This window comes from Massilia eburnea, assembly GCF_009720745.1.
Taxonomy (GTDB): domain Bacteria; phylum Pseudomonadota; class Gammaproteobacteria; order Burkholderiales; family Burkholderiaceae_D; genus Rugamonas; species Rugamonas eburnea.
Window position 1 is genome coordinate 236,992 of the sequence record NZ_WNKX01000001.1, and the last position, 21,885, is coordinate 258,876.

Sequence of the window (21,885 nt, forward strand, 5' to 3'; positions counted from 1 at the left end):
CAGCGTCAGACCTAGCCCTGGCTTGTCTTGACGCTCCAGCGCCGCTGGGCTTCGCGGATCACTCGGTCAAGCGCGTCATGCACCGGACGTGTCGGTGCGCTGCCAAGCTGCGGCAGCTGTGCCACTACATTCACCAGCTGCACAATCGCACTATCCAGGCTGGTGGCGCTGCCTTGCTGGATTGCCGCCATGGCGGAGCGCACATCGTCCACCATGCGGTCGCGCAGGCGTGCCTCCTGCTTGCGCGACAGTGCGAGGCCGTCCAGAGTGGCGATCGCCTGCTGCGCCAGCTGTTCGGCGTCGTACACCTTGACGGCAAGTGCCAGCGGCTGTCCGTATGGGGTCGGCAAGCCAGTCGACGGATCGATCGTGCTGACCGTCGTGTCGAGGCTGTAACTCGCGCCTTGCAGCGGCGCGCGCAGCGCCAGCAATGCATCCCAGGACTGTTGGCTCTCCAGCGTGAACGACCAATTGATGGCGTGCTTGTCGCCGTCATAGGTGCCGTCCGGCGAAGACGAGACATATTCGGCATCGGCTGGCAACGCACTCGACACCAGCACTGCCGTCGCGGGACCCAGGTTGCGCACACCCAGCCTGGCCAGCAAGCTGGCGCCCGGCGCCTGGGTGTCGCCCAGCGGCCGCATGACCTGCTGCAGGCTGCTGTCGATTACCGGCTGCCATGCACCTTCTTTGGTAAAGCTCGATGGCAGGTCGAAGGCAAATTGCAGCACGCGTCCCGCGCCATAGGTATTGCCGATGATGGCAGGCGCATCGCCGCGCGGACCTCCGACGTCCAGCCTTGCTTGCGCACTGCCGCCGGCCAGCTCCAGACGGTCTGAACGGCCACTGCTATACAGGCGCTGCGGCGTGTACAGCGGCCCAGTCAGGTCGACCGCCAAATCGGTCGGCCCGAACTTGCCTTTCCAGCGTATGCCGGCCATCTCGTCCAGCACGCCATTGCGCTGGTCGTGCTCGCTATCCACGAGCGCACCGTCGCGCCAGCGCCGTCACGTGCGGATCGCCGCCCCAGGCGCCGTCGGCGCCCTGCTGCGCCAGCAGGAAGGCCAGCGCCGCGGACTGGCAAGCCGCTATCGCTGCCATTGGCCTGCAGGGCCAGCGATGCGAGCGCCGTTTGCGTCACGCTGCCCGCGCAGCCAGGCAGCGCCCTGGTTCAGCGCATTTTGCACCATCGGATCGCCGCCCGCGGTCTGCAAAGCCATCACCGCCAGGGCGCTGACATTCGCTGAAGGCTGGCTGGGCGACACGCCAAAGCTGCCGTTCGCATCCTGCTGCGACACCAGGTACGCCGCTGCGCGCCCGCGTGCCGCGCCATCGGCGTAGGCGCCGGCGCTGAAGGCCAACATGGTCCAGGCGGTGTCCAGCGCATTGCTGGCGAAGCCCGGGGCGCCGCCGAAGCCGCCGTCGCTGTTCTGGCGCGCGCCCAGCGCAGCCAGCAGGCTCGCGGCACTGCGTCCGGCCTGCACCTGGCTCACCGCCTGGCACGCCATGTATTCCGTATTGTCTTCCGTGTCGGCCGCGATCGCGTCGGCCAGCGCCGCCGGCGTGCTGGCAAGCTGCTTCAGCGTGCGCGCCGTTTCGCTACGCACCTGCAGCGGCAAGGCGCCCGACGCGGCCTCGCTTTGCAGGCTGCCGTCAGGCGCCACCTGGGCCTGCAGTCAGGCCAGGCTGCGCGCCAGCGGCTGGCTTGACTGGGCATAGACGGCCCCTGCCAGCATTGCTGCGCAGGCCAAGACACACATTGTAAGAATATGGTTCAGGCCAATACGGCCAGGCAAACGAGGTAATCTCATTTCTTGTTCTAATCAGTCGTTGCCGTTTCGCTCAATTGCGGTCAGCAAGTTTTGCGGCTGGTTGCCATTTGCGTCGCGTAAACGTCTGGCTTTGGAGAATTTCCCAATTCACGCTTTGCAGACCTGCGATCCGCGCAACGTCACCATCTCTCGCCGGCGAATAATTTGCCGAGAAGCTGCTGGTACCGATAGCTACCGACCAGCTCGGACACAGGCGGGCCGAAACACCCAGCATTTCAAGCACCATCTCGCTCCATTGCGTGGCATGTGGCAGCTCGACAAAGAAATCCGCCTTCTCAAGTTTCTTGCCGTCCAGCGTCACTTGCTCGAGCTCTACAGACTCAAAATGGACTGCGAGCAATCGCTCAAGCTTTTTCAACACGATAGCCAAGGCAACGCCTTGCGAAACGACCGACCAATAAGACTTCATTCTTGCCTCGCTCAATTCTTTCAATACGCTTCTGTGGGAGCTGCTCACTGGTTCCACCGCCGAACGTGGTAATGGAAACTGCCATCGCGCCACACCGCAATTTCGCCTGTCTGAACTCCGGCCGCACCACCATGACCTGCATTGAAGGGGTGATAGTCCATCCGCACCAACTGGCGCGTAATCCCCATCTCCAGACCAATGCCGCTCAATTGTCCGTCCGCGCCGACAGGGCCGCCGAAGACTAATTTGACAGGCCCCCGTTCCGGGCCGAATCGCACCTTTGCCGGGGTGGGAATTACAGCAAGTGGTTTGCCGTTGCCCAGCATGCCGCCAGTTACCAGTGGCATATAGACCAGGGCGCCGGTCAGCTTCTTACCTTTTTCTCGCGAGACAGCATAACCGCTGGCCCAATCGCCAATCCCTGTGCCAATTGCACGGGGCAGATTAAACGCTGCACTTTCCATCGCGTCGCCGAAGTTGATACCGGCCAGCCCGAGCGATCTGCCAGTATAGTCGGTCGGAATGCCGCTTGCGCCGCCAAATACTGACTGTACGGTTCCCATCAATTCAGCCAGGCCCATTACCGCGCTAACCCTGTCATAGGCATTCATCAGCCAGCCAATAAGCGCAGCGATCTGCCTCAGAGTACTTTGCATTTCCATCGCCACCGAAAGCTCACTGAGCGACGTTTTTGAAAATATTTCTAACTTTCCATTCGAAAAAAATTAGGTAGAACAGCTTCGCCCCAGATTGGAAACAGCGAGAAATCGAAAGCCGGCTACAGATGCAACTTTCGATTTGAAAGTGTTGCGTTGCTGCACCGCACAAGTTCAAATGGGAACGCCCCGGCTTGCGGGGCGTTGGGCGGTCATTGCGCTATAAGTCGAACTTGAGGTCGGCACTGACAGTGCGCTGGGCGTACGGGTGGAATGCCCAGTACTTTTCGTTATTTAAGTTGTCAATGCCGATCGAAGCGGTCCACTGGCGATTGAACCGGTAGCGCAGGCGCACGTCGGCCACCAGATAATCCGATACGCCCATATACGTCGCACCATTCGGATCGCTGTTATCCAGCGTGCCGTATTGCTTGCCGCTGTAACGCACACCGAACGTCCCCGTCCAATGCTCGCCAACGTGGTAAGACGCCAGCGCATTCGCGCGCCACTTCGGCACGCGCGGCTGCCGCTTGCCGACACTGGACGGCATAGCGTCATTTGCCACAATCTTCGAGTCCGCGTAGGTCAAGCTGCTTTGCAAGGACAGTCCGTGAATCAGCACCTCATCCGCCTGCTGCGACAACTCAAGCCCACGCGTACGGATCTTGCCGACGTTTTGAATGGTGTTGACAGTAGCGGTCAGCGGCTGCGAATACAAGGCGTCGCGCGTGCGCTCGCCAAACAGGGTGGCGCGCACGCTGCCTTGCGCAGTCACATGCTCCGCTGTCAGCTCTCCCGTCCACGATTTCTCCGCCCGCAGGTTCGGGTCAGTATTGACGATCTTGTCGTCGACGATCGAACCCTGGAACAGTTCCGCCGCCGTGGGATTGCGCACTGCGCGGCCAGCGGAAGCTCTCAGCGTCCAGGCCTCGTCTGCACGCCACGCCAGAGCAGCTTTTGGCGACCACGCCTGCTCGCGACGGTCTGTGAATGGCAGCAGCTTGTCAGCGGCGGCGGAAATTTCACCACCGTAGGCACGCCAGGTTTCGTGCCGCAGGCCCAGCGTGGCCTTCCATTCGGCAGCCAGGCGCCAGGTATCCTGCGCGTACAAGCTCTCCAGGCGCGTATTGCCGTTAAAGGTCGACACATGCTTGCCGCCTTCGCCCGCAATCCAGTCTGCCACGCTCGTCACATGCGTACGCAGCATCGCATTTTCTCGCTGCGCGCCAAACTCCACCTGATGCGCCGCGCCGGCACGCCAGTTGCCGCGTAATGACAAGGTGCTCCAGCCGCTGCCGCCCATGTCGGTCAGATTGCCCTGGCCAGCTCCGGTCGGCACCCGCGCCAGGTCGCGCGAGTAATCGTAGACGCTGCCGGCAATCTCCCAATTGAAGCTGCCGCGCCCATGCGTTTTCAGCGACAGGCCATGCATCACATGTTCAAGGTCCGAACGTGCGCCCGCGAAATCAGACGGCAGCAAGGTAAAACGCTTGCCGCCGATATTGATTGCGCCGCTGGTCACGCCATTGCCTGAAGCATCGCGCAGATAGGAATCGACATTGCGCACCGCATCGTTCTGCCACCAGCCGAGGGTATAGCTGGCGCGCAGCGTCGGCGAGATGTCGTAAGCCAGCTTCGCCTTGGCATGGTCCTGCACCGTATTCACCTGGTTCGTGCTGCCCAGGATATACCAGTCCTTGCCGGCTGGATTATGGTCGGCGACCGCACCGGTAACCGGCACGCCGGCCGCCTCGCCTGGCTTGGGCGTCACGCCAGAGGACACCAGCTTGTTGGCGAAAGCAATCGGCTGGCCATTACTATCCAGGCGAGACAAATCGATCCACCACGACAGCGCGCCCGCGCGGTCTCCCAGTGAGGTGCTGAACTGGCGGCCGGCATGGTGCGAATGGCTCGCATACTGGTCGAAGCCCTGCCCCACCCAGGACAGTTTGGCGTGCGCTTCCAGTTTGTTCGGCATGCGCGTCTGGTAGTCCACTACCGCACCTACCGAGTTGCCCGCGTACGCCGCCGAGAACGGGCCATACAGCACATCGACGCGTTCAATTTCCTCCGGCGTCACCATGCCCCAGCGCGGCGTGAACGTAGCGCCATTGCCCAGCAGGTTGGACAGCAGGATGCCATCCGCATACACCAGCGAGCGGGCGCTATTTCCCGTGCCGGAAGCGCGGCTGGCCAGCACCGCATGGTCATAATCGCCGATGAAGCGCTTGCGTACGTTCAGGCTTGGCAGGTATTTCAGCGCGTCTTCACTGTCGAAGGCGTTGATCCGGTCCTCGACTTGCGCACCGGTGATCCCCTCGATTGTGGTCGGGATCTGCGTGGGCAGCGAAGTTGGCCGGCCACCGTTGATGGTCACCACATGATCCGCATGCGCCGGGCAGGCGAAGCCAATCGCCGCCAGCATCGCTGCCAGCGGCTTATATTGCAGATTCATGTCGCCCCCTTAACGCGTTTCGAGGGTTGCTTCCCAGTTCGCGCTGCCCACCTGGCAGGACTGGACGATCTTCAGGACATGGCTGCCTACCGCCGGCATTTTGCCGAACATGACGAATTCCTCGTAGAAGTCGTCCGGCAGCGGACCGCCGCGCCAGGTCAGGCCATCGGGCGAACGCTCGACATTCCAGCCGTTCTTCGGCATCGGCCGCATCGCCGCAAAGCCTTCCGGCAGGCGGATGCTGACCGCCGTAGTCGGGCTGCCGTTGCAGCCATGGCCGACACGGAACACCAGCTTCTGGTAACTGCCGGCAGCAAAGCTGCTTTGTTCAAGCGAGACGTGCGCGTGCGCAGACGCAGCCGCCAGCAGCGCTGCGGCCATCAGGTATTTTTTCATGGTGGCGGCTCCTTAGCGGTGCTTCGGAGGGCTATAGGTCAAAGGCTTGACTGGCACTTGTACTTGCACCGTCTCGCGCTTCTTGTCCTTCTTTTCGAAGACAAGCGTCATCGGCACGGTCTCGCCGGCCTTCATCTGGCGCTTCAAGTCCATCATCATGATGTGGTAGCCGCCGGAGGCCAGCGCCACCGTCTTGCCCGCAGGGAGCTCGATGCTGTCGACCGCCGACATCAACATGCGGTCGCCCTTCATCGACATCTGGTGGATTTCAACGATGCCCGCGGCCGGGGTGCTGACGTCGACCAGGCGCGCGTCCTGGTCGGACACGAGCTCCATGAAGGCGCCGGTAGCCTGTGCGGCTGGCACCGTGGCGCGAATCCACGGTTCACGAACGGTAACCTGGGCCGCTGCGGAGGCGGCCATGACGATCGATACTGCAAACGCGAAGAACTGCTTTTTCATTATTCACTCCTTGATTCGTTAAATGGGGACGAGATCAGGCGAATGCAGGCGGTCCTCGCGGATGGGATGCCGACCACACCGGCAAGGGTTGTGGCGACTGGTAGAACAGCGCTGGGCGCAGGCTTGCGCCATCAAGCGGCAATGGCAGCGCCAGGCCGGAAGGCGGCAAACCGAACGTACCCGCATGGGTTACGCAATAGGCGCAATCCTTCATGTCCATCTTGGCCATGGGTTGCTCCTTGCTGCGGTCCGTCACCGCAGCGAAGGTCGCAGCATCGAGTTCACCAACGCCGGTGACACGGGTGCCATCGTTCAGGCAAATCTCCCAGGTGCGGGGCTTGCCGTTTACCGCATGCGAAATCGCCGGTGCGAGCGCGTTCACCAGGATGGCGAAACAAGCGATCCAGATCCAGCGCAGGCGGGTTGACGATTTCATATGCATGGCCGGCATTATAACTTAGCGGCCCGCTTCCAGTTGGGCTGCCAGCTCGCGCGCCGCCTGCCAGCGGCTGGCGGGGGAAGGATGGTCGAAGCGCTCGAAATTGGGGTAGTGGCTGTGCTTTGCCAACTTGCGGAAATAGCCCGCCAGCGCCTGCGGCCGCCATCCCCCACGCACTGCAAACATCAGGCCTTCGCGGTCGGCCTCCATCTCCTGTCGCTGGTTGAAGCTTGCCAGCTTGCGCATCAAGGCATTATCGTTGTCGATATCATGCTCGAATTCCTGAAACGGCTGCTTCGCGCGTTCCGGTTCGAGCCGCAGCGCTTCCCCGAATTCCTTCAGGTTGTGGCGCAGCACGGCGTGCATGATTTCATGGGCCAGCAGCATGGCCAACTCCGCATCGGTTAATGCCAGTTGATCGACATAAGCGCGGCTGACCAGCATTTTGCCGCCTGCCATGGCGTAGGCGTTGGCATCGCCATCGGTGGTGGTGTGCAGTTCCCAATCCCACGCGGCGGACTCCGGGTACTCGCGCTTTGCCTGCTCGATCAGCGGACGTGCCAGCGCCGCGACCCGCGCACCAAAGCGCTCATCATCATCCAGGCGAAAACCGCTGCGCAGGTCAGCGATCTGCTCGCGATACAGCTTTGCCGAACCGCCCATGACTTCATCCTGCGTCACCGTTTGAGCCGCCGCCCCTTGGACGATGAATAAAAAGGCAATAAGATAGCGCACCATGATCACATCATTTTGCCACCGATTCGCCACCACGCTGCTGCTCGCCGCAGCCCTCCCCGCCTGCGCCGCCAGCTTCGATTGCGCCAAGGCCAAAACAGAAGTCGAAAAGGCCGTCTGCGCGGACAAGGAACTGTCGGAGCTCGACGTACAACTGGCAAATGCCTGGCGCGGCACGCTTAATGCGGCCAGGGATCCAAGCCTGATGCGCATCAGGCAACGCGAATGGGCCGCGAGCCGTGACATATGCAGCGACGGCGAAATGAAAAGCTGCCTGGCCAACTCCTATTGGGATCGGATCTCGCTTCTGCAGAAATTGACGGAGGCGCTGCAACAGTCGCCCTCGCCTGCAGCCGGAAAGCCAGACGAATCAGGAATGTACCGCCTTTTTGCCAAACGCCTGGAAGGTGAGTCGGCGGTAATCTACATTTTCCGCAAAGGCGATTCAAAACCCTGGCAGACGTTGCCAGTATTGGTAATGCCGAATGATTTGGATATCGCGCCACGTATCACGAAGATCAGCGACAGCGCACAAATCTTGGAGGTCTACAATGGCCGCGGAGGCCGTCACAGTACGGCCAGCTACGATTTTTACGTCTCAAGCAACGGCGGCCAATTTATCTACAGCGAAGCAATCACCAACCTGGCTGTAGACACGTTAAGCGGCCTTGAGATCATGGGCGACGAACTCGAAACCGTTTCATCCGATGCCGGCACGACACGCTCAACCAATACAAGGTACAAGCTGGTGGACGGCAAACCTCAAATTGCAAGCCGCGAAATTTTCGATGGTGAGTCGGACAGGAAGTTCAACCTCACCACTTACGAGACCTATCGCGACGGCAAACTGGTCAAGAGCTGGACCAAGAAGGAAAAACGTTAAGGTGTACTGGCCCAAACCTGCTCTGCCCCCAACTGTCAGATGAGTCGTTTCTGTCGCCGTCTTGGTCAGATTACTCCGGGGCGCTAAGATCAAAGAAGAGGTCGATAGAATATTGGACCTCGATGGCGATTAGGCGACAGTCAACGGCCACAAGCAGCCATTGATTTTGGGAGCATCAAGCTATGCAAACGATAAAAGAATTCTGGGTCGACACTGACCAATGTACTGCGCACTACCTTTGCATTGAGCTTGTGCCAATTCGCTTTGAAATGAGTGGCAATGGATGGTCCGTAAGCATTCGGGGCAGGGAGTGTGCCGAGTTGAATCCGGATGAAGTTAGCGAGATCATGTGGGCCGCTGCTCATTGCCCTACTGCTGCAATCAAGGTAGAGCTCGTTACTGGTGAAACAGTAGATAGCGCTAGTGAGACTTTAAAAGCCTTGGCGAAAAGAGTCTAAGAAACTGTCCCCTTACGGCCAGAAGCGACATTATTGGTGACCAATCCAACTTTGAAATGCGATCATTATCGAAAACCATATTTCTCGTCCTTCTGAATTTTGCAGGGCAATGTTCAGCGTCGGAACCAATTCTGGGAAAAACCGTGGCGGAAGCAGCTCAAATGCTAGGCACAGAATTGAGCAGCGACTCCATGATTGTGGAGCCACCTGCCGTAGCTCGCGGTTTCGATTTCCGCCTCAAGAACGGGGACGAAGTTCAGATCTTTATTAAACGCGGCCAAGTGCCATTGACGTTCGAAGGCGGCGGCGATCTGAGCCTTTACCGTGCAATAGAAGTCAAAGGGGTCAGGCGCTTGCGATCCAACGGCGAGATTACTTGTGTGGGGAGCGAAATCGTTTGGTTTTATGATTGCGCAAAGCCACAAGCTGCCGGTCAACAATTGAAATGACTGCCAGACTCCGCGTCGGCTGACATAACTGTAGGACGCCGGGCGAACCCGGCCAAGAGCCGACGTCGGAACAACTTGGAATTTGCACGCTATGCACGAGAAAATGAGTCGTGAGCAGTACGAGGAATCCGCTCGGTTAAAGGTCGCGGAAACGGCCCAAGCGATGATTAGCGGTCAGATGAGCTTCCTCTTGGGCGCTCGAAGATTGGACGCGCTAAGGCATGAGGTATCCGCCAGCGATGATGCTGATTTCATGGTGTTCGTAGCTATCGCGTCGGACACCGACGATTACCCGGTCGGACCAGTTTGCGAACTTTGGGATAAAGCGGCGTTGGAAAGGCTTCAACCCGAAATTGATGCCGCCGAGCGCTGGGCAAAGGAACAATCAACGGCGACTTGTAAGAAGCTCATTCAGCGTTTTAGCTAGAGCCATTTCGCGGCGTGGACGTGAACGGCCAGGAGCGGACCATTCTAGTGTCATGCGGGAGAGGTAAATGATTAAAAAGGAGTGCGCCACTGAGGTCTACGCTGCTGCGTTGAAATTAGGGAGGGCGTAGGTCGCTCCATAGGCCAGATTCAAATTGGTATCTTAGAACCGTTGGCCTCAGAATTTCCTGAGCTAGGCGATCTTTCGCGATCGGCATAGATCGGCCACTAGCGGACGTCGGATCCGCTTGGCAGAAACTGACATTGCGCATATCGTGCCCCCTCGCAATTTGGTTGCAAACATGCCAAAATCGCGAACTGCCATTCTGCGGCGCCAGCGCCAACGAGGCGGTTTTAGCGTGAACCAACCTGACTTCTTATTTTGGTACTACTCCATGCATACCAAGTCCATCTCTGTGACGCCTTTTTCTAGCTTTCGGCTCCAGCCGACGTGCTACCGCGGGCTTCGCCTGCTTCCGCACGCCGCGGAGCAATCGTGTTAAGCGTCCACAAAATGGAAAGAAACACCGGCAAACTCATCGCGCTCTCATCCATTGGAGGATTTCTCCTCTCAATTTTTACGCTCCCACAATGGCTTGGGCATTGCAACGCACGGTATCCTGAGCCGTTAACCACCTATGTAATTGTTGGGTTTTCTGTGCTTATGGTCTTTTCGCGGCGGCCATTGATAACCCTATTTATCTGCTTGCTCTGGGCGCCAATTTACTACGCGGTAGCAACCGAACCCTGTACTCCACCGCGCTCGCAGGGTGCTGGCGGGCTCCTCTATCTTCTCGTGTATGTTGCAGTACCCATCATACTTGGGGTTAGTTTTCTATTCGGTGCTCTTGCTCATCTGGTATTCCCTATCAGAGAGTCTCAGCAGGGGCCAGAGGCTTGAGCAACAGGCACTTGAAGTGAACATCTCCTACACGGAAAGGCGGGCGCGTCGTCGGTCGACGCATTGATAACGAACGCTGACCGTCCGCTTTGTAGCGTCACAAAGGTCTGCAATGGGGCGAAAACGGCCTCCCAGCGACACGCGATGTCCGTTCAAGTCTGAGCTAGTGCACTTAAGCCTTCCACACCTCGCGTGGAATTTCCACAGTGGTAGTACCGTCGGTCAGCCAGATCTGGCCGTCCTGGATCGTGCATTGCAGCTGCATGGAGCGCTGCGCCATCTTTTCCAGCGCGGCGCTGGCTTCGGCGTCGATGTTGACCACGCTGACATTCTTCGCGCGGTCGATCTTGCTGGCCAGCTGCTTCCACCACACGTGCGAGGCGGAGCTGTAGGAGTACACCATCACCTTGTCTGAACGGCCGGCCGCTTTCAGGATGCGGCGCTCGTCCGGCTGGCCCACCTCGATCCACAGCTGGATCGCGCCGGTCAGGTCCATCTGCCACAGGTCCGGCTCCTCGGTATCGGAAATGCCCTTGGCGTTCACCAGCGCCTCGTCGGCGTGGATGGCGAAAGCCACAATGCGCACCATCAGGCGTTCATCCGTCTCGGACGGATGGCGCGCCAGGGTCAGCATATGCGTTGCGTAGTAGTTGCGGTCCATGTCGGCGATCGACAGTTCCGCCTTATAAATCGTAGATTTCAGTGCCATTACTTATTATTTGAAGATTACAGTCCGGTGGCCATTGAGCAGGATGCGGTGCTCAACGAACCATTTCACAGCGCGCGCCAGCACCACGCATTCCACGTCGCGGCCAATCGCGGTCAGCGCATCGGAACCCATGGAGTGATCGACACGCTCCACATCCTGCTCGATGATCGGGCCTTCATCCAGGTCGCCGGTCACGAAGTGGGCGGTGGCGCCGATCAGCTTCACGCCGCGCATATGGGCTTGCGCATAGGGCTTGGCGCCTTTAAAGCTGGGCAGGAAGGAGTGGTGGATATTGATCGCCTTCCCTTTCAGGCGCTCGCACATCGAGGGCGACAGGATTTGCATATAGCGCGCCAGCACCACCAGATCCACCTGGTGCATCTCCATCAGCTCCGCGACGCGTGCTTCCTGCGCCAGCTTGGCCGATTCGGGAGCGCCGGTCGCCAGCGGCAGGTGGTGGAAGGGAATATTGTAGCTGGCCGCCAGCTGGTAAAAGTCCATGTGGTTGGACACGATGGCCGGAATTTCGACCGGCAGCAGCCCGCTCTTGTAGCGGAACAGCAGGTCGTTCAGGCAGTGGCCAATCTTGGACACCATCAGCAGCACGCGCGGCTTGGCGTGCGCATCGTGCAGCGCCCATTCCATGCCCATGCTCGCCGCCACGCGCGCAAAATCCTCGCGCAGCACGGCATCGCTGACCGCCGCATCCTCGCGCGCAAAGTGCACGCGCATGAAAAAGCGTTGCGTTTCCGCGTCACCAAACTGGGCGGAATCGATGATGTTGCAACCATGCTCGGCCAGGAATCCGGATACGCGATGAACAATGCCGCGCTGGTCGTGGCAGGAGAGCGTGAGGATGTATTCTGGGTGAGTCATGGCATTTCAGGTCATGGGCGGGACGGTATTGTCGCACGAACATTGCCACGCTCGCCAAAATCCGGAATAGAATGACCGTACTATTTCCAAAAAGGAGTGAAAATGGAGAACACCCAGTTCCGCCTCGCCGCCCGTCCGGTCGGCCTGCCTAAGGACAGCGACTGGCAAATCACCAAGGAGCCGGTGCGCGAGCTGGCCGATGGCGAAGTGCTGGTCAAGACCCACTACCTGTCGCTCGATCCCGCCATGCGCGGCTGGATGAACGACGCCAAATCCTACATCCGTCCGGTCGGGATCGGCGAAGTCATGCGCGCCGGCGGCCTGGGTGAAGTCATCGCCTCCAAATCGCCGCGCTTTGCCGTGGGCGACCAGGTCGGCGGCGGCTTTGGCGTGCAGCAGTACTGGATCGGCGCCGCCGACGACCGCCACGCCGCCCTGCACAAGATCGATACCCGCCTGGCCCCGGCGACCACCTGGCTCAACACGCTAGGCATGCCGGGCATGACCGCCTACTTCGGCTTGATCGAAGTGGGTATGCCGAAAGCCGGCGAAACCGTGGTCGTGTCCGGCGCGGCCGGCGCCGTCGGCCAGACTGTCGGCCAGGTTGCCAAGCAGCTTGGCTGCCGCGTGGTTGGCATTGCCGGCGGCAAAGCCAAATGCGACTGGGTCGTCAATGAACTCGGCTTCGACGCCTGCATCGACTACAAGGGTGGCGACGTGCGCAGCGGCCTGAAGGAACACTGTCCAAATGGCGTTGACGTATACTTTGATAACGTTGGTGGCGATATCCTCGACATCGTTCTCACGCGCATCAATATGAAGGCCCGCATCGTGATCTGCGGCGCAATTTCGCAGTACAACAACACGACGCCGGTCAAAGGACCAGCCAATTACCTGTCCCTGCTGGTCAACCGCGCGCGCATGGAAGGCATGGTCGTATTCGACTACGCCGACCGCTACCACGTAGCCGTTGCCGCGCTCGGCAAATGGCTGCAGGAAGGCAAAATCAAAAGCCGGGAAGACGTGGTGCAAGGCATCGAAAAATTCCCACAGGCGTTGACCATGCTGTTCGAAGGCAAGAACTTCGGCAAGCTGGTACTGCAAGTCGCCTGAGCGCCCTTCCCTGCGGCTCCTTCTGCGCGGCCCAACCGACGCAGCGAAGGAGCCATGATGAGCCCGCAAAACCAGAACGCCACGGCAAAGGATGCCGTGGCACTTCTCACCGCCGACCACGCCAAGGTCAAGACACTATTCCACGAGTTCAAGCAATGCGATGCGTCGCATGAGGGGCTGAAGCATGACCTGGCCCAGCAGATCTGCATGGAACTCACCATTCACGCAACGATCGAAGAAGAAATTTTCTATCCCGCAGTCCGCGCAGAAACAGGCGACGAGCAGCAGGTTGACGAAGCGCTCGAGGAGCACGCCTCCATCAAGGAGCTGGTCGAACACATCCGCGGGATGGCAGTTGGTGATAACGAACTGAATAGCACGGTCCAGAAATTGCGCGAATGTGTCGAGCACCATGTGACCGAGGAAGAACAGGAAATGTTCCCCAAAGTCCGGCAAAGCGATGCCGACCTGGTCGAGCTGTGCGAACAGCTGCAGGACCGCAAGGAAGAACTCGAGCACGATTTCGGCGCCCAGCCCGTGCGCGGCAACAACACGGCCGAAGCCGAAGGCGAACGCTCCGCCACCGGTCAGGCGGGATCCTGACGCAAAAAAAGTTTGAACTTTATTGACCACCTTCCCTCAAAGCCCAGGAAGCAGCCACGAGGCTGCTTCCGGCCCGGGCCCGCGCCCGGATCATTGGGCATATTGAGGGAGGTGGATCATGGCGACACAGGACGAGCAGGTCACGGCCGGCAACGGCAAGCGCGGCTTCGCGGCGATGGACAAGGAAACCCAGCGCTTGATAGCCAGCAAAGGCGGCCAGGCCGCGCACCAGAAGGGAACGGCGCATGAATTCACCCCGGAGGAAGCGCGCCGCGCCGGGCAAAAAGGTGGCGAAGTGGTGAGCCGCGACCGCGAGCACATGGCGGAGATCGGCCGCAAGGGTGGCGAGAGCCGGCAAACGGCCCGCGGCGGCAGCCGGCAGGGAGCCAAGCCAGAAGCGAACGAACCGGGCGAGCCGGGCTGACGCCGCCCGCTCAGGGCCGCGCGTCCCGCAGGACGCTTGCCAAAGCATCCTGGAACAACGCCGGTTCTTCGATCTGGGGAATATGTCCGGCGCGCGGGATGCGCACCAGTTTCGCGCCGGGAACCAGGCGCTGCAGGTGTTCGGCTTGGGACAGGGGCGTGATCGTATCGGTCTCGCCCCAGAGCAACGTCACCGGCCAGCTGATGCGGCCGTAAGCGTCCGCGAAGTCGCTTGCGGCATGCCCACGCCGGGCCAGCAGTTCCGGCAGCCAGGCCGCAACGTGCTTGTAGCTGTCCTCCAGCACCAGCGGCTGGCGATAGATTTGCTGCCAGGCCGGCGTCGCTTTGTCTTTTTCGCTGACAAAGCTTTTCAGCAAAGTCTCCGTGTACTCAGGCTTGGTCAGGAAACCTGCTGCCAGCGGCTGGCCGACCCAGCGCCAGCGCAGGACGGACTGGAGCATGCTATCGCTGCCATCGGCCTGCGGACCTTCCAGCCCCAGGGCCGCATCAACCAGCACCAGGGCCTGTACCCTGCCCTCGTCCGGATTCGACAGCAAGGCCTCCATCAACGGCGCGGCGCCGAAGGAATGCGCCACGAACACGGCGCGGCGGATGCCGGCGTTATCCAGGGCGGTGCGCAAGCGCGCAGCCTGTTTCTGCTTATCGTATTCACCGGAGGCCGGCGGGATCGAATAGCCGAAAGGCGGCATATCGAGCGCAATGGCTTGATAGCCTGCCTTGTTGGCCGTTTCCATCGAAGCACGCCATGTTTCACTCCACGAGCCCGTGCCGTGCAGGAAGACTACGGCCGGGGCATCGAGGCTGCCGCTACGCTGCATGAAAATGCGCGCATCGCCGGCATCGACGTATTCGCCGCCTTTCGGCGCCAGCTCCTCACGCTTGCCGGTCTGGCGCGCTTCAGCCTTGCGGACAACGGAAAATCCCCATGCCGCCGCGCTGCCGGCCAAAACCAGCAGCGCCAAGGGCAGCAGGCGCTTAATAGTCATACACGTGTTCTACTTCGACACCCTGGCGCGGCGCGTCGACCAGGTAGCGTGACAGCGCCGCGACCGGCAGCACCAGCGCCACCCGCTTGCGACCCGGCTCGGTCAGGATAGGCTGTTCGAACAGCACGCGGCTGTCGGGCGGCGCCGCCGTGCCATGGCTGCGGGTCAGCACCGTCACCAGGATCACGCTGCTATTGCCGGCAATGTCCTGCAACTGCACGTCTTGCAGCCCAAGCTTGGTTGCCGCCAGGCGGAAGTCGTAATAGCGCGGCAGCTCCAGCACGGCGCGGCCGTCGTCCAGGATGCGCAGCAGCTTGACGTTAGGCTGGTCGGACAGGTCGTACGGTTCATGGTCGGCCACCACCTGCGTCGTCATCAATGCCGGCTCGTAGGCGGCGCTGGTGGCGAGCTTGATCAATTTGCCGTAGGTCGCCTTGATCAGGTACTCGGTGGTCAGCGCATAGCGCCGTTCCAGCTTGCGCAGCATGTTCTCGCCAACCAGCGGCGTTTCTGCCCACAGGCCTTTCAGCTTGGCGCTGAAGTCATACAGGTACCATGGTTCCTTGCGGATGAAATCCACGTAATCCTGCGCCACGCGGGCACCGTATTCATCTTCCGGCGTCAGGGCGGAAGCGGTGGCCCAGCTGATGCGTCCCAGCGTGTTTTCGTACAGCGAGCGCAGGGCATATTCCACCGTGGTGCTGCTGCCGATCACGCCGATCATCACATGGTAGCCCGCATTATTCGGGTACTTGGCGCGCACCTGTTCCTCCGTCACAGCCGCATAGCTGGTCCAGATTTGGCCCACGTGCCCCAGGAAAGGAAAGCCATGCGCCGGATGCTGCTTCACATAGCGCGCATATTCGGCCGGGCTATGCACCAGGAACCATTCGGGGAACGTCAGGAACGTCTGCTCCACGCTGCGCCGCTGCTCGGGCGCGATCGGGCTCTCCGCCGCGCTGGCCAGGCAGGCCAGCAGCAGGCTCAATGCCAGCAAGAGTTTGCGCATGTCACACCCGCTTGAAGGCCATCAGGACGTTCGCGGACGGATCGCCATCCTGCACGATGCGTTCGCCCGTGTGCTGGAAACCGGCCGCCTCCACGCGCTTGATCCACTCGTCCACCGAGGCAAAGAAGCGCAGCTCCGACGCATTGTTCGCCCACGGCTCGCCCAGGCCGGCATTGAACACGCAATGCGCCAGGCTGACGAAATCGTCCATGGTGCGGTCCTTCACATCGTGGTCGCGCACCACGAAATAGCCGCCTGGACGCACGATGTTCGCCACCGATGCCAGGAAAGGCTCCAGCTTCTGCGGCTCCATATGGTGCAGGCCGACAAAGCAGCTCACCAGGTCCGCGCTCTGCGCCGGCAAATCGATCGGCGCGTAATCCTTCATCTGCACGAAGTTACCGACCTGCAGCAGGCCGCCGCGCTCCACGATGTCGACCGGCGAATAGCCTGGCGCCTTGTCGTGCACCAGCGTCACCTTGCCGCCCAGCTTGAGGTGCTTGCGCAGCGCCTTGACGTAGCGGCCGGTGGTGCCGATTTCCACATAGTCCTTCAGCGCCTGGTCGCCCAGCAGGCGCTTGGCCTGGCTGCCCATTTCTTCCTTCTGCACCACCAGCGACGGCAGCGCATAGCGCAGCAGCGACAGCGGCGGCGAAATGCCCGGCAGGCCGGCCTGCACGGCGCGGTAGATGGCTTCCTCGTCGTGGTTCTCGCTGGTGGCTTTGCGGATCAGGGTGTGGAAGCGGTCTTCCGGGAACAGGTTGAAGATGTTCTGCAGGAAGGCGTAGAACCTGTCGGCCTCGCGTTCGCTTCCGTACACGGAATGGAACAGCGAGCGGCGCGCCGCCTCGCCTTCCGCATTCAGGTTCAGCGTCGGCGCGTAGTATTTGTCCCACAGTGCGCCGCGCAGGCGGTAGTCCGGATCGAGCTCGCGTTTCAGCGCAAACAGTTCTTTCGCGCGCGGATAGGCGCGGTGGAATTGCTCGTGCGTGCCATGCAGCTGGTATGGCAGGTAATAGGTGCCGCCGCATTCCAGCACGGCATCGATCAGTTCGCGCGTCCACACGCCCACGCGTTCACGTGCGTTGTCGCGCGTGCGCTGCTTGTGGTACAGGACGAAGGCAAAGGTCTCGCCGCGCGCCCACGCCAGCAGGGTGCCGGGATCGGACAGGGCATGGCGGATCGAGATATTGATCATGTTGACCTTGTGCTTGGCCAGGATGGCCGACATCTTCGGCACGAATTCCGGCAAGCGCTCGCACGGTACAAAGTACTCCTGCAGCACATAGGTGCGTTCCTTGCGGCCCAGCGGCTCGAGTTCCGCCGTGTCGTAGCCCGCCTCGTAATTGCGCCAGTGAACCTTCTTCTTCCAGTACAGCAGCGGGTCGAGCAGGTATTCGCGGCGCCATTTGCCGAACGGCGACTCGGACACCGACCAGAGGAAATACAGCTCGGCGAGGTAGCGGCGGTTCAGCGGCTGCAGGCGCGGCGTATCGGCCGGCAAGTCGGTTTCCGTCCAGGTGACGGCGCGCGCCCGCGTGTACTGTGGCGGGTACAGGTCGGCATTATGGAAAGTGATCTCCTTGCGGCCGCGCACGTGCACGTCGAACCAGGCCGTGTAGTCCTTGGTGTCCATCTTCACGCTGCTGCGCTGCACGCGGGTGTTCGGCACCAGCTCCAGCTCCGCCTCGGCGATGATGCCGATCGCGCCGTAGCCGCCGATGGCCGCGTAAAACAGTTCGCTGTTCTGCTGCGGGCTCGCTTCGCGCACTTCGCCGCTGGCCAGCACCAGGGTGATCGAGCGTACCGACAGCACCACCGGGCCCAGGCCCATGTAGCGGCCGTGCGCGTTGACCGACAGCGCCCCGCCCACCGTGAAGTTGGCGTAGGTCTGCATGATCTTCACCGCCAGGCCGTGCGGATCGACAAAACGCTGGATATCGCACCAGCGGATGCCGGCCTGCACGCGGATCAGGCGTTCGGCCGGCGAGAATTCGAGCACGCGGTTCATGCCGCGCAAATCCAGGTGCAGGCTGCCCAGGCTGGCCGTGTGGCCGCCCATGCTGAAATGGCCGCCGCCAATGGAGATCGGCAGCGTGGTCTTGCGCAATGCATCCTGCAGGTCCGAGGTGGTGGACGGCGTTGCTACTGCGTAGACATTGATCGGGTTGAGCTGGGTGACGTCGTTTACGGTTGGCATAGTCTTACTTTGCGATGTTCACTTGCAGGTAATCGTGGCGCGACAGCGGGTCTTCGCCATAACGGTTCTTGCCCTCTCCTCCGCGGCGGAAGACAAGGAGCAGCACCCAGAGCGGGCCCAGGACGGGGATCAGCAGCAGCAGCAGGCTAAGGCCGGAGCGGCCGATATCGTGCATGCGCTGGGTGGACACGGCCAGCGCGCCCCAGGTGAAGGCCAGCGCGAACAGCGCAGCGCCAGGATCGCCCGCCAGCTCATTGGCCAGCATGCCGAAGGCGATGCAGGGCAAGCCAAGGACGACGATACGTGTGAACCAGGTGCGGCGGTTGATGCGCCCCTGGGTCAGGAAAAATTTTGCAAGCAATTCCATTTCAGCTTCCACAAAGGACAGGCGTGGGCCCGGAACCGGCTAGCTTAGCAAAACTCGATTTTGTTTCCTACAGGAATTTATATCGGAACACCAATAATTACGCTTGACGCCTTGAACAAAGCTGTGGCCTCCATGCCGACTTCGAGCTCCATGGCCTGTTCGCTGTCGCGCGTTACGGTGGCGGAAATGGTGCCGCCGCCAGGCAGCGCGATGCTCACTTCGGAATTGACGGCACCAGGCTGCACGCGGCAAATCGTGCCCTGCAGCTGGTTGCGGGCCGACAGTTTCGCGCCCTCGCCGACCGCCAGGATGATCGAGGAAGCCTTGACCAGGGCGAAGGCTTCGGCCCCTTCACGCAAGCCCAGGCTGTCCGTGCTCTCGTGTGTGATGATTGCAACAATTTCCTGCCCGCCGACGATGCGCAACAACACTTCATCATTCACCGCGCCGCGCTTGATGGCAGCCACCGTGCCGGAAAATTGATTGCGTGCGCTCGTCTTCATTTTCATTGTTTGCAACAGGAGGTAATCATCTGCCAACCCTTGCGACTGGCGGCTCAAATGCTTCATGAAGACATTGTGCTCATATTCGATGCGGCGGAAATTATCCACCAGCTGCGCGCCGCGCTGTGTGAGGCGCGTACCGCCGCCGCCCTTGCCGCCCGCCGAACGTTCCAGCAGCGGCTCGCCGGCCAAGTTGTTCATGGCATCGATGGCGTCCCATGCCGCCTTGTAGCTCATGCCGATCGCCTTGGCGCCCTGCGTGATCGAGCCATGTTCGGCAATGCTCGCCAGCAGCTGCACGCGCTGGCGGCCGCCGAAACTTTCACCGTCGAGCGTGATCCACACTTCGCCTTGCAACGCTACCTGTTTACCCATTCCTGTCCTCCCCGGCCACGCGGCCTTCCGACATCGTCAACACATGGCCGCCGAAAGTAGCGGCATCGTCGGGGTCGTGCGTAATCAGCAGCATCGGTATATCGAGCCGCCGTTGCAGCGCATCGAGTTCGGCGCGCATGCGCACGCGCAGCGCGGGATCGAGTGCCGCAAAAGGCTCGTCCAGCAGCAGCGCACTGGGTTCCGCCACCAGGGCGCGCGCCAGCGCCACCCGCTGCCGCTGCCCGCCCGACAATTCAGCCGGTTTCTGGTGTGCCACTTCCGCCAGGCCGAAAGCTTCCAGCCAATAGCGCACCGCCTCCGGTTCTCCGCGCGATGAAGGATTGAACCAGCCGCGCTGCAAGCCGAAGCCAATGTTCTGCCGCACGTTCAAATGCGGGAAAAGCGCATAGTCCTGGAACAGGTAGCCCACCCGGCGCTCGCGAGCCGGCACGTCAACGGCGGCGCTGCTGTCGAACAGCGTTCGGCCATCCAGTTCAATCAGACCGGAATCCGGCCGCGACAAGCCGGCAATCGCCTTCAGCATCTGGCTCTTGCCTGCCCCCGACGCGCCATAAATCACTACGCGCTTGCCGTCCGATGCAAACTGCGCATCAAGCTGGAAGGTGCGCGGCCCAGCCTTCAAGGTTTTGTGGATATTCACCCCGATCGTCATACCGCCCCCTGCGCGCGGTTCGGCACCAGGCGGTTGGCCGCCACCAGCACCACGATGCAGGTGAGCGACGTAATGATCACCAGCAGGTTGGCCGTATCGTCCTGCCCCGCCTGCACCGCTTCATACACCGCAATCGACAGCGTCTGCGTCTTGCCTGGAATGCTGCCCGCCACCATCAGCGTGGCGCCGAATTCGCCCATCGACCGCGCAAATGCGAGCAAGGTACCGGCCAGCACTCCACGCCACGCCAGCGGCAGGCTGACACGCAGGAAAACGCCGAGCGGAGGCACGCCCAGCACGCGCGCAGCCTGCTCCAGCTGTACGTCCACTGCTTCAAACGCCGAGCGCGCACCTTTCAGCACCAACGGGAAAGCGACGACCGCCGCCGCAATCACTGCGCCCTGCCAGGTAAAAATCAGGTTGATGCCGAAGTGCTGCTGTAGCCAATGCCCGATCGGGCCATTGCGTCCGATCAGCACCAGCAGGTAATAGCCCAGCACCGTCGGCGGCATCACCATCGGCAGCGTGAGCAAAGCATCCAGCAAATCGCGCCCCGGGAATCGGCCGCGCGCCAGCAAGTAGCCGAAGCCGAGGCCCAGCGCCAGGTCAAGCGCCGTGGCGCACAGGGCGACTTTCAGGGAAAGCCCGAGGGCAACCAGCGCGGCATCCATTCGCAGCCTGCTCCTTTTAAGGCTTGCCGAATCCGTGGCGCGCCAGGATAGCCTGGCCGCCGGCCGACATGATGAAGTCCGCAAAGGCGCGCGCGCCCGCTGCATTCGGGGCGCCCTTCATCACAGCCAGCGGATAGATGATGGGTCCCGCGCCCAGCACGGCCAGCGCGGAGCGCACTTTATCGGCCTGCGATGCCACGTCTGTCTGGTAGACAAAGCCCGCCTCCACCTCGCCACGCGCGACATAATCGAGGGCCTGGCGCACATTGGTGGCAAAAACAAATTTCTGCTCCAGCACCGGCCACTGGCCAGATTTTTCCAGGGCTGCTTTGGTGTAGCGGCCCACTGGCACGCTGGCCGGGTTGCCGGTAGTCAGGCGCTTGACGCCAGGCTGGCCCAGGTCGGCCAGGGTGCTCAAACGCAGCGTGCTGTGGACCGGCACAGCGACCACCAGCCGGTTGCTGGCGAAATCGCGCCGGCTGCCCGCCGCAATATGCGGCTGGGCTTTATCCATCGCTTCCTGGTCGGCGGACGCGAACAGGTCGACAGGAGCGCCCTTGGCAATCTGCGCCACCAGCGCGTCCGAGGAGCCAAAATTCAGCAATACTTTATCGCCTGGGTGGGCGGCCTCGTAGGCAGATGCTGCCTCACGGAAAGCGTTGTTGAGACTTGCCGCGGCGGATACAGTGATATCTGCGGCAGAGGAAGCGCCCGCAGCGCATAACAGCAATACAGCAGTGATACGTTTCATCAGCACTCCTTTCTAAAAGCGCAATATACACAATTATACAGCGCAAGGTTTTTTGAATAGTCCTATAATTTCAGGAAATCCTGAAAATTCAAAAACTCAAGAAA

General features: G+C 61.1%; 27 protein-coding genes. 7 read left to right on the plus strand and 20 right to left on the minus strand.

Annotation, left to right across the window (positions count from 1 at the left end; all coding sequences use genetic code 11):
- Positions 1–11 precede the first annotated feature (11 nt).
- The 10 genes from GM658_RS01130 to GM658_RS01170 form a co-directional block, all read right to left on the minus strand.
- Complete coding sequence (locus GM658_RS01130) at positions 12–983, minus strand: hypothetical protein (protein ID WP_155452174.1); 972 nt, start codon at positions 981–983, stop codon at positions 12–14.
- Positions 976–1,101, minus strand: a complete 126-nt coding sequence (locus GM658_RS29485; RefSeq protein WP_267874945.1) for a hypothetical protein — start codon at positions 1,099–1,101, stop codon at positions 976–978. Before GM658_RS29485 ends, GM658_RS01130 begins: the two co-directional genes overlap by 8 nt.
- Positions 1,089–1,664, minus strand: a complete 576-nt coding sequence (locus GM658_RS01135) for a prenyltransferase/squalene oxidase repeat-containing protein (RefSeq protein WP_155452175.1) — start codon at positions 1,662–1,664, stop codon at positions 1,089–1,091. Before GM658_RS01135 ends, GM658_RS29485 begins: the two co-directional genes overlap by 13 nt.
- Before the next feature lie 178 nt (positions 1,665–1,842).
- Positions 1,843–2,265: a hypothetical protein gene (locus GM658_RS01140; protein ID WP_155452176.1), complete on the minus strand. Its 423-nt coding sequence runs from the start codon at positions 2,263–2,265 to the stop codon at positions 1,843–1,845.
- A gap of 20 nt (positions 2,266–2,285) precedes the next feature.
- A complete protein-coding gene (locus tag GM658_RS01145) occupies positions 2,286–2,897 on the minus strand; it encodes a hypothetical protein (protein ID WP_155452177.1) in 612 nt (203 codons plus the stop codon).
- A 220-nt stretch (positions 2,898–3,117) separates the two neighbouring features.
- Positions 3,118–5,352 (minus strand): TonB-dependent receptor, encoded by a 2,235-nt coding sequence (locus GM658_RS01150; RefSeq protein WP_155452178.1) that lies wholly within the window; start codon positions 5,350–5,352, stop codon positions 3,118–3,120.
- A 9-nt stretch (positions 5,353–5,361) separates the two neighbouring features.
- Positions 5,362–5,748, minus strand: coding sequence for a YcnI family copper-binding membrane protein (locus GM658_RS01155; protein WP_155452179.1), 387 nt, complete (start codon positions 5,746–5,748; stop codon positions 5,362–5,364).
- A 12-nt stretch (positions 5,749–5,760) separates the two neighbouring features.
- Positions 5,761–6,210 (minus strand): copper chaperone PCu(A)C, encoded by a 450-nt coding sequence (locus GM658_RS01160; RefSeq protein ID WP_155452180.1) that lies wholly within the window; start codon positions 6,208–6,210, stop codon positions 5,761–5,763.
- Positions 6,211–6,244: 34 nt separating this feature from the next.
- Entirely contained in the window at positions 6,245–6,652 is a 408-nt protein-coding gene (locus GM658_RS01165) for a DUF2946 domain-containing protein (protein ID WP_170298621.1), read from the minus strand.
- 15 nt (positions 6,653–6,667) lie between these two features.
- On the minus strand, positions 6,668–7,387 hold the full coding sequence (locus GM658_RS01170) for a M48 family metalloprotease (protein ID WP_229416724.1): 720 nt from the start codon (positions 7,385–7,387) through the stop codon (positions 6,668–6,670).
- Here GM658_RS01170 and GM658_RS01175 point away from each other — a divergent pair.
- The 4 genes from GM658_RS01175 to GM658_RS01190 all read left to right on the plus strand — a co-directional run bounded on the left by GM658_RS01175 (position 7,386) and on the right by GM658_RS01190 (position 9,601).
- Positions 7,386–8,267, plus strand: coding sequence for a lysozyme inhibitor LprI family protein (locus GM658_RS01175; RefSeq protein ID WP_170298623.1), 882 nt, complete (start codon positions 7,386–7,388; stop codon positions 8,265–8,267). The genes GM658_RS01170 and GM658_RS01175 overlap by 2 nt on opposite strands.
- A gap of 182 nt (positions 8,268–8,449) precedes the next feature.
- The gene (locus tag GM658_RS29735; protein ID WP_155452184.1) at positions 8,450–8,725 is read left to right on the plus strand and encodes a ferredoxin; all 276 of its coding nucleotides are present in this window, start codon (positions 8,450–8,452) and stop codon (positions 8,723–8,725) included.
- Between the two features lie 56 nt (positions 8,726–8,781).
- The gene (locus GM658_RS01185; RefSeq protein ID WP_170298624.1) at positions 8,782–9,174 is read left to right on the plus strand and encodes a hypothetical protein; all 393 of its coding nucleotides are present in this window, start codon (positions 8,782–8,784) and stop codon (positions 9,172–9,174) included.
- Positions 9,175–9,265: 91 nt separating this feature from the next.
- The gene (locus tag GM658_RS01190) at positions 9,266–9,601 is read left to right on the plus strand and encodes a DUF2489 domain-containing protein (protein WP_155452186.1); all 336 of its coding nucleotides are present in this window, start codon (positions 9,266–9,268) and stop codon (positions 9,599–9,601) included.
- Between the two features lie 1,072 nt (positions 9,602–10,673).
- Here GM658_RS01190 and GM658_RS01195 read toward each other — a convergent pair.
- Positions 10,674–11,210: a YaeQ family protein gene (locus GM658_RS01195; protein WP_155452187.1), complete on the minus strand. Its 537-nt coding sequence runs from the start codon at positions 11,208–11,210 to the stop codon at positions 10,674–10,676.
- Positions 11,211–11,216: 6 nt separating this feature from the next.
- Entirely contained in the window at positions 11,217–12,086 is an 870-nt protein-coding gene (purU, locus tag GM658_RS01200; RefSeq protein ID WP_155452188.1) for a formyltetrahydrofolate deformylase, read from the minus strand.
- A gap of 102 nt (positions 12,087–12,188) precedes the next feature.
- On the opposite strand from purU, the gene GM658_RS01205 reads away from it, so the two are divergent.
- The 3 genes from GM658_RS01205 (at position 12,189) to GM658_RS01215 (ending at position 14,226) form a co-directional block, all read left to right on the plus strand.
- On the plus strand, positions 12,189–13,199 hold the full coding sequence (locus tag GM658_RS01205; RefSeq protein ID WP_155452189.1) for an NADP-dependent oxidoreductase: 1,011 nt from the start codon (positions 12,189–12,191) through the stop codon (positions 13,197–13,199).
- Positions 13,200–13,253: 54 nt separating this feature from the next.
- On the plus strand, positions 13,254–13,802 hold the full coding sequence (locus GM658_RS01210) for a hemerythrin domain-containing protein (RefSeq protein ID WP_229416702.1): 549 nt from the start codon (positions 13,254–13,256) through the stop codon (positions 13,800–13,802).
- 118 nt (positions 13,803–13,920) lie between these two features.
- On the plus strand, positions 13,921–14,226 hold the full coding sequence (locus GM658_RS01215) for a KGG domain-containing protein (protein WP_229416703.1): 306 nt from the start codon (positions 13,921–13,923) through the stop codon (positions 14,224–14,226).
- Positions 14,227–14,236: 10 nt separating this feature from the next.
- Here GM658_RS01215 and GM658_RS01220 read toward each other — a convergent pair whose 3' ends face one another.
- From GM658_RS01220 to modA, 8 genes are all read right to left on the minus strand, one after another.
- Positions 14,237–15,232: an alpha/beta fold hydrolase gene (locus GM658_RS01220; protein WP_155452190.1), complete on the minus strand. Its 996-nt coding sequence runs from the start codon at positions 15,230–15,232 to the stop codon at positions 14,237–14,239.
- Positions 15,222–16,241 (minus strand): hypothetical protein, encoded by a 1,020-nt coding sequence (locus GM658_RS01225; RefSeq protein ID WP_155452191.1) that lies wholly within the window; start codon positions 16,239–16,241, stop codon positions 15,222–15,224. The genes GM658_RS01220 and GM658_RS01225 overlap by 11 nt, the downstream gene beginning before the upstream one ends.
- 1 nt (position 16,242) lies before the next feature.
- Entirely contained in the window at positions 16,243–18,441 is a 2,199-nt protein-coding gene (locus tag GM658_RS01230; RefSeq protein WP_155452192.1) for an FAD-binding protein, read from the minus strand.
- 4 nt (positions 18,442–18,445) lie between these two features.
- Positions 18,446–18,808, minus strand: coding sequence for a DUF805 domain-containing protein (locus GM658_RS01235; protein ID WP_155452193.1), 363 nt, complete (start codon positions 18,806–18,808; stop codon positions 18,446–18,448).
- Between the two features lie 77 nt (positions 18,809–18,885).
- Positions 18,886–19,686, minus strand: a complete 801-nt coding sequence (locus tag GM658_RS01240) for a TOBE domain-containing protein (RefSeq protein ID WP_155452194.1) — start codon at positions 19,684–19,686, stop codon at positions 18,886–18,888.
- Entirely contained in the window at positions 19,679–20,359 is a 681-nt protein-coding gene (locus GM658_RS01245; protein ID WP_155452195.1) for a sulfate/molybdate ABC transporter ATP-binding protein, read from the minus strand. The genes GM658_RS01240 and GM658_RS01245 overlap by 8 nt, the downstream gene beginning before the upstream one ends.
- Positions 20,356–21,030 carry a molybdate ABC transporter permease subunit gene (gene modB, locus GM658_RS01250; protein ID WP_155452196.1) on the minus strand — a complete coding sequence of 225 codons (675 nt, stop codon included), beginning with the start codon at positions 21,028–21,030 and terminating at the stop codon, positions 20,356–20,358. The genes GM658_RS01245 and modB overlap by 4 nt, the downstream gene beginning before the upstream one ends.
- A 16-nt stretch (positions 21,031–21,046) precedes the next feature.
- Positions 21,047–21,781, minus strand: coding sequence for a molybdate ABC transporter substrate-binding protein (gene modA / locus GM658_RS01255; protein WP_155452197.1), 735 nt, complete (start codon positions 21,779–21,781; stop codon positions 21,047–21,049).
- Positions 21,782–21,885: the final 104 nt, after the last annotated feature.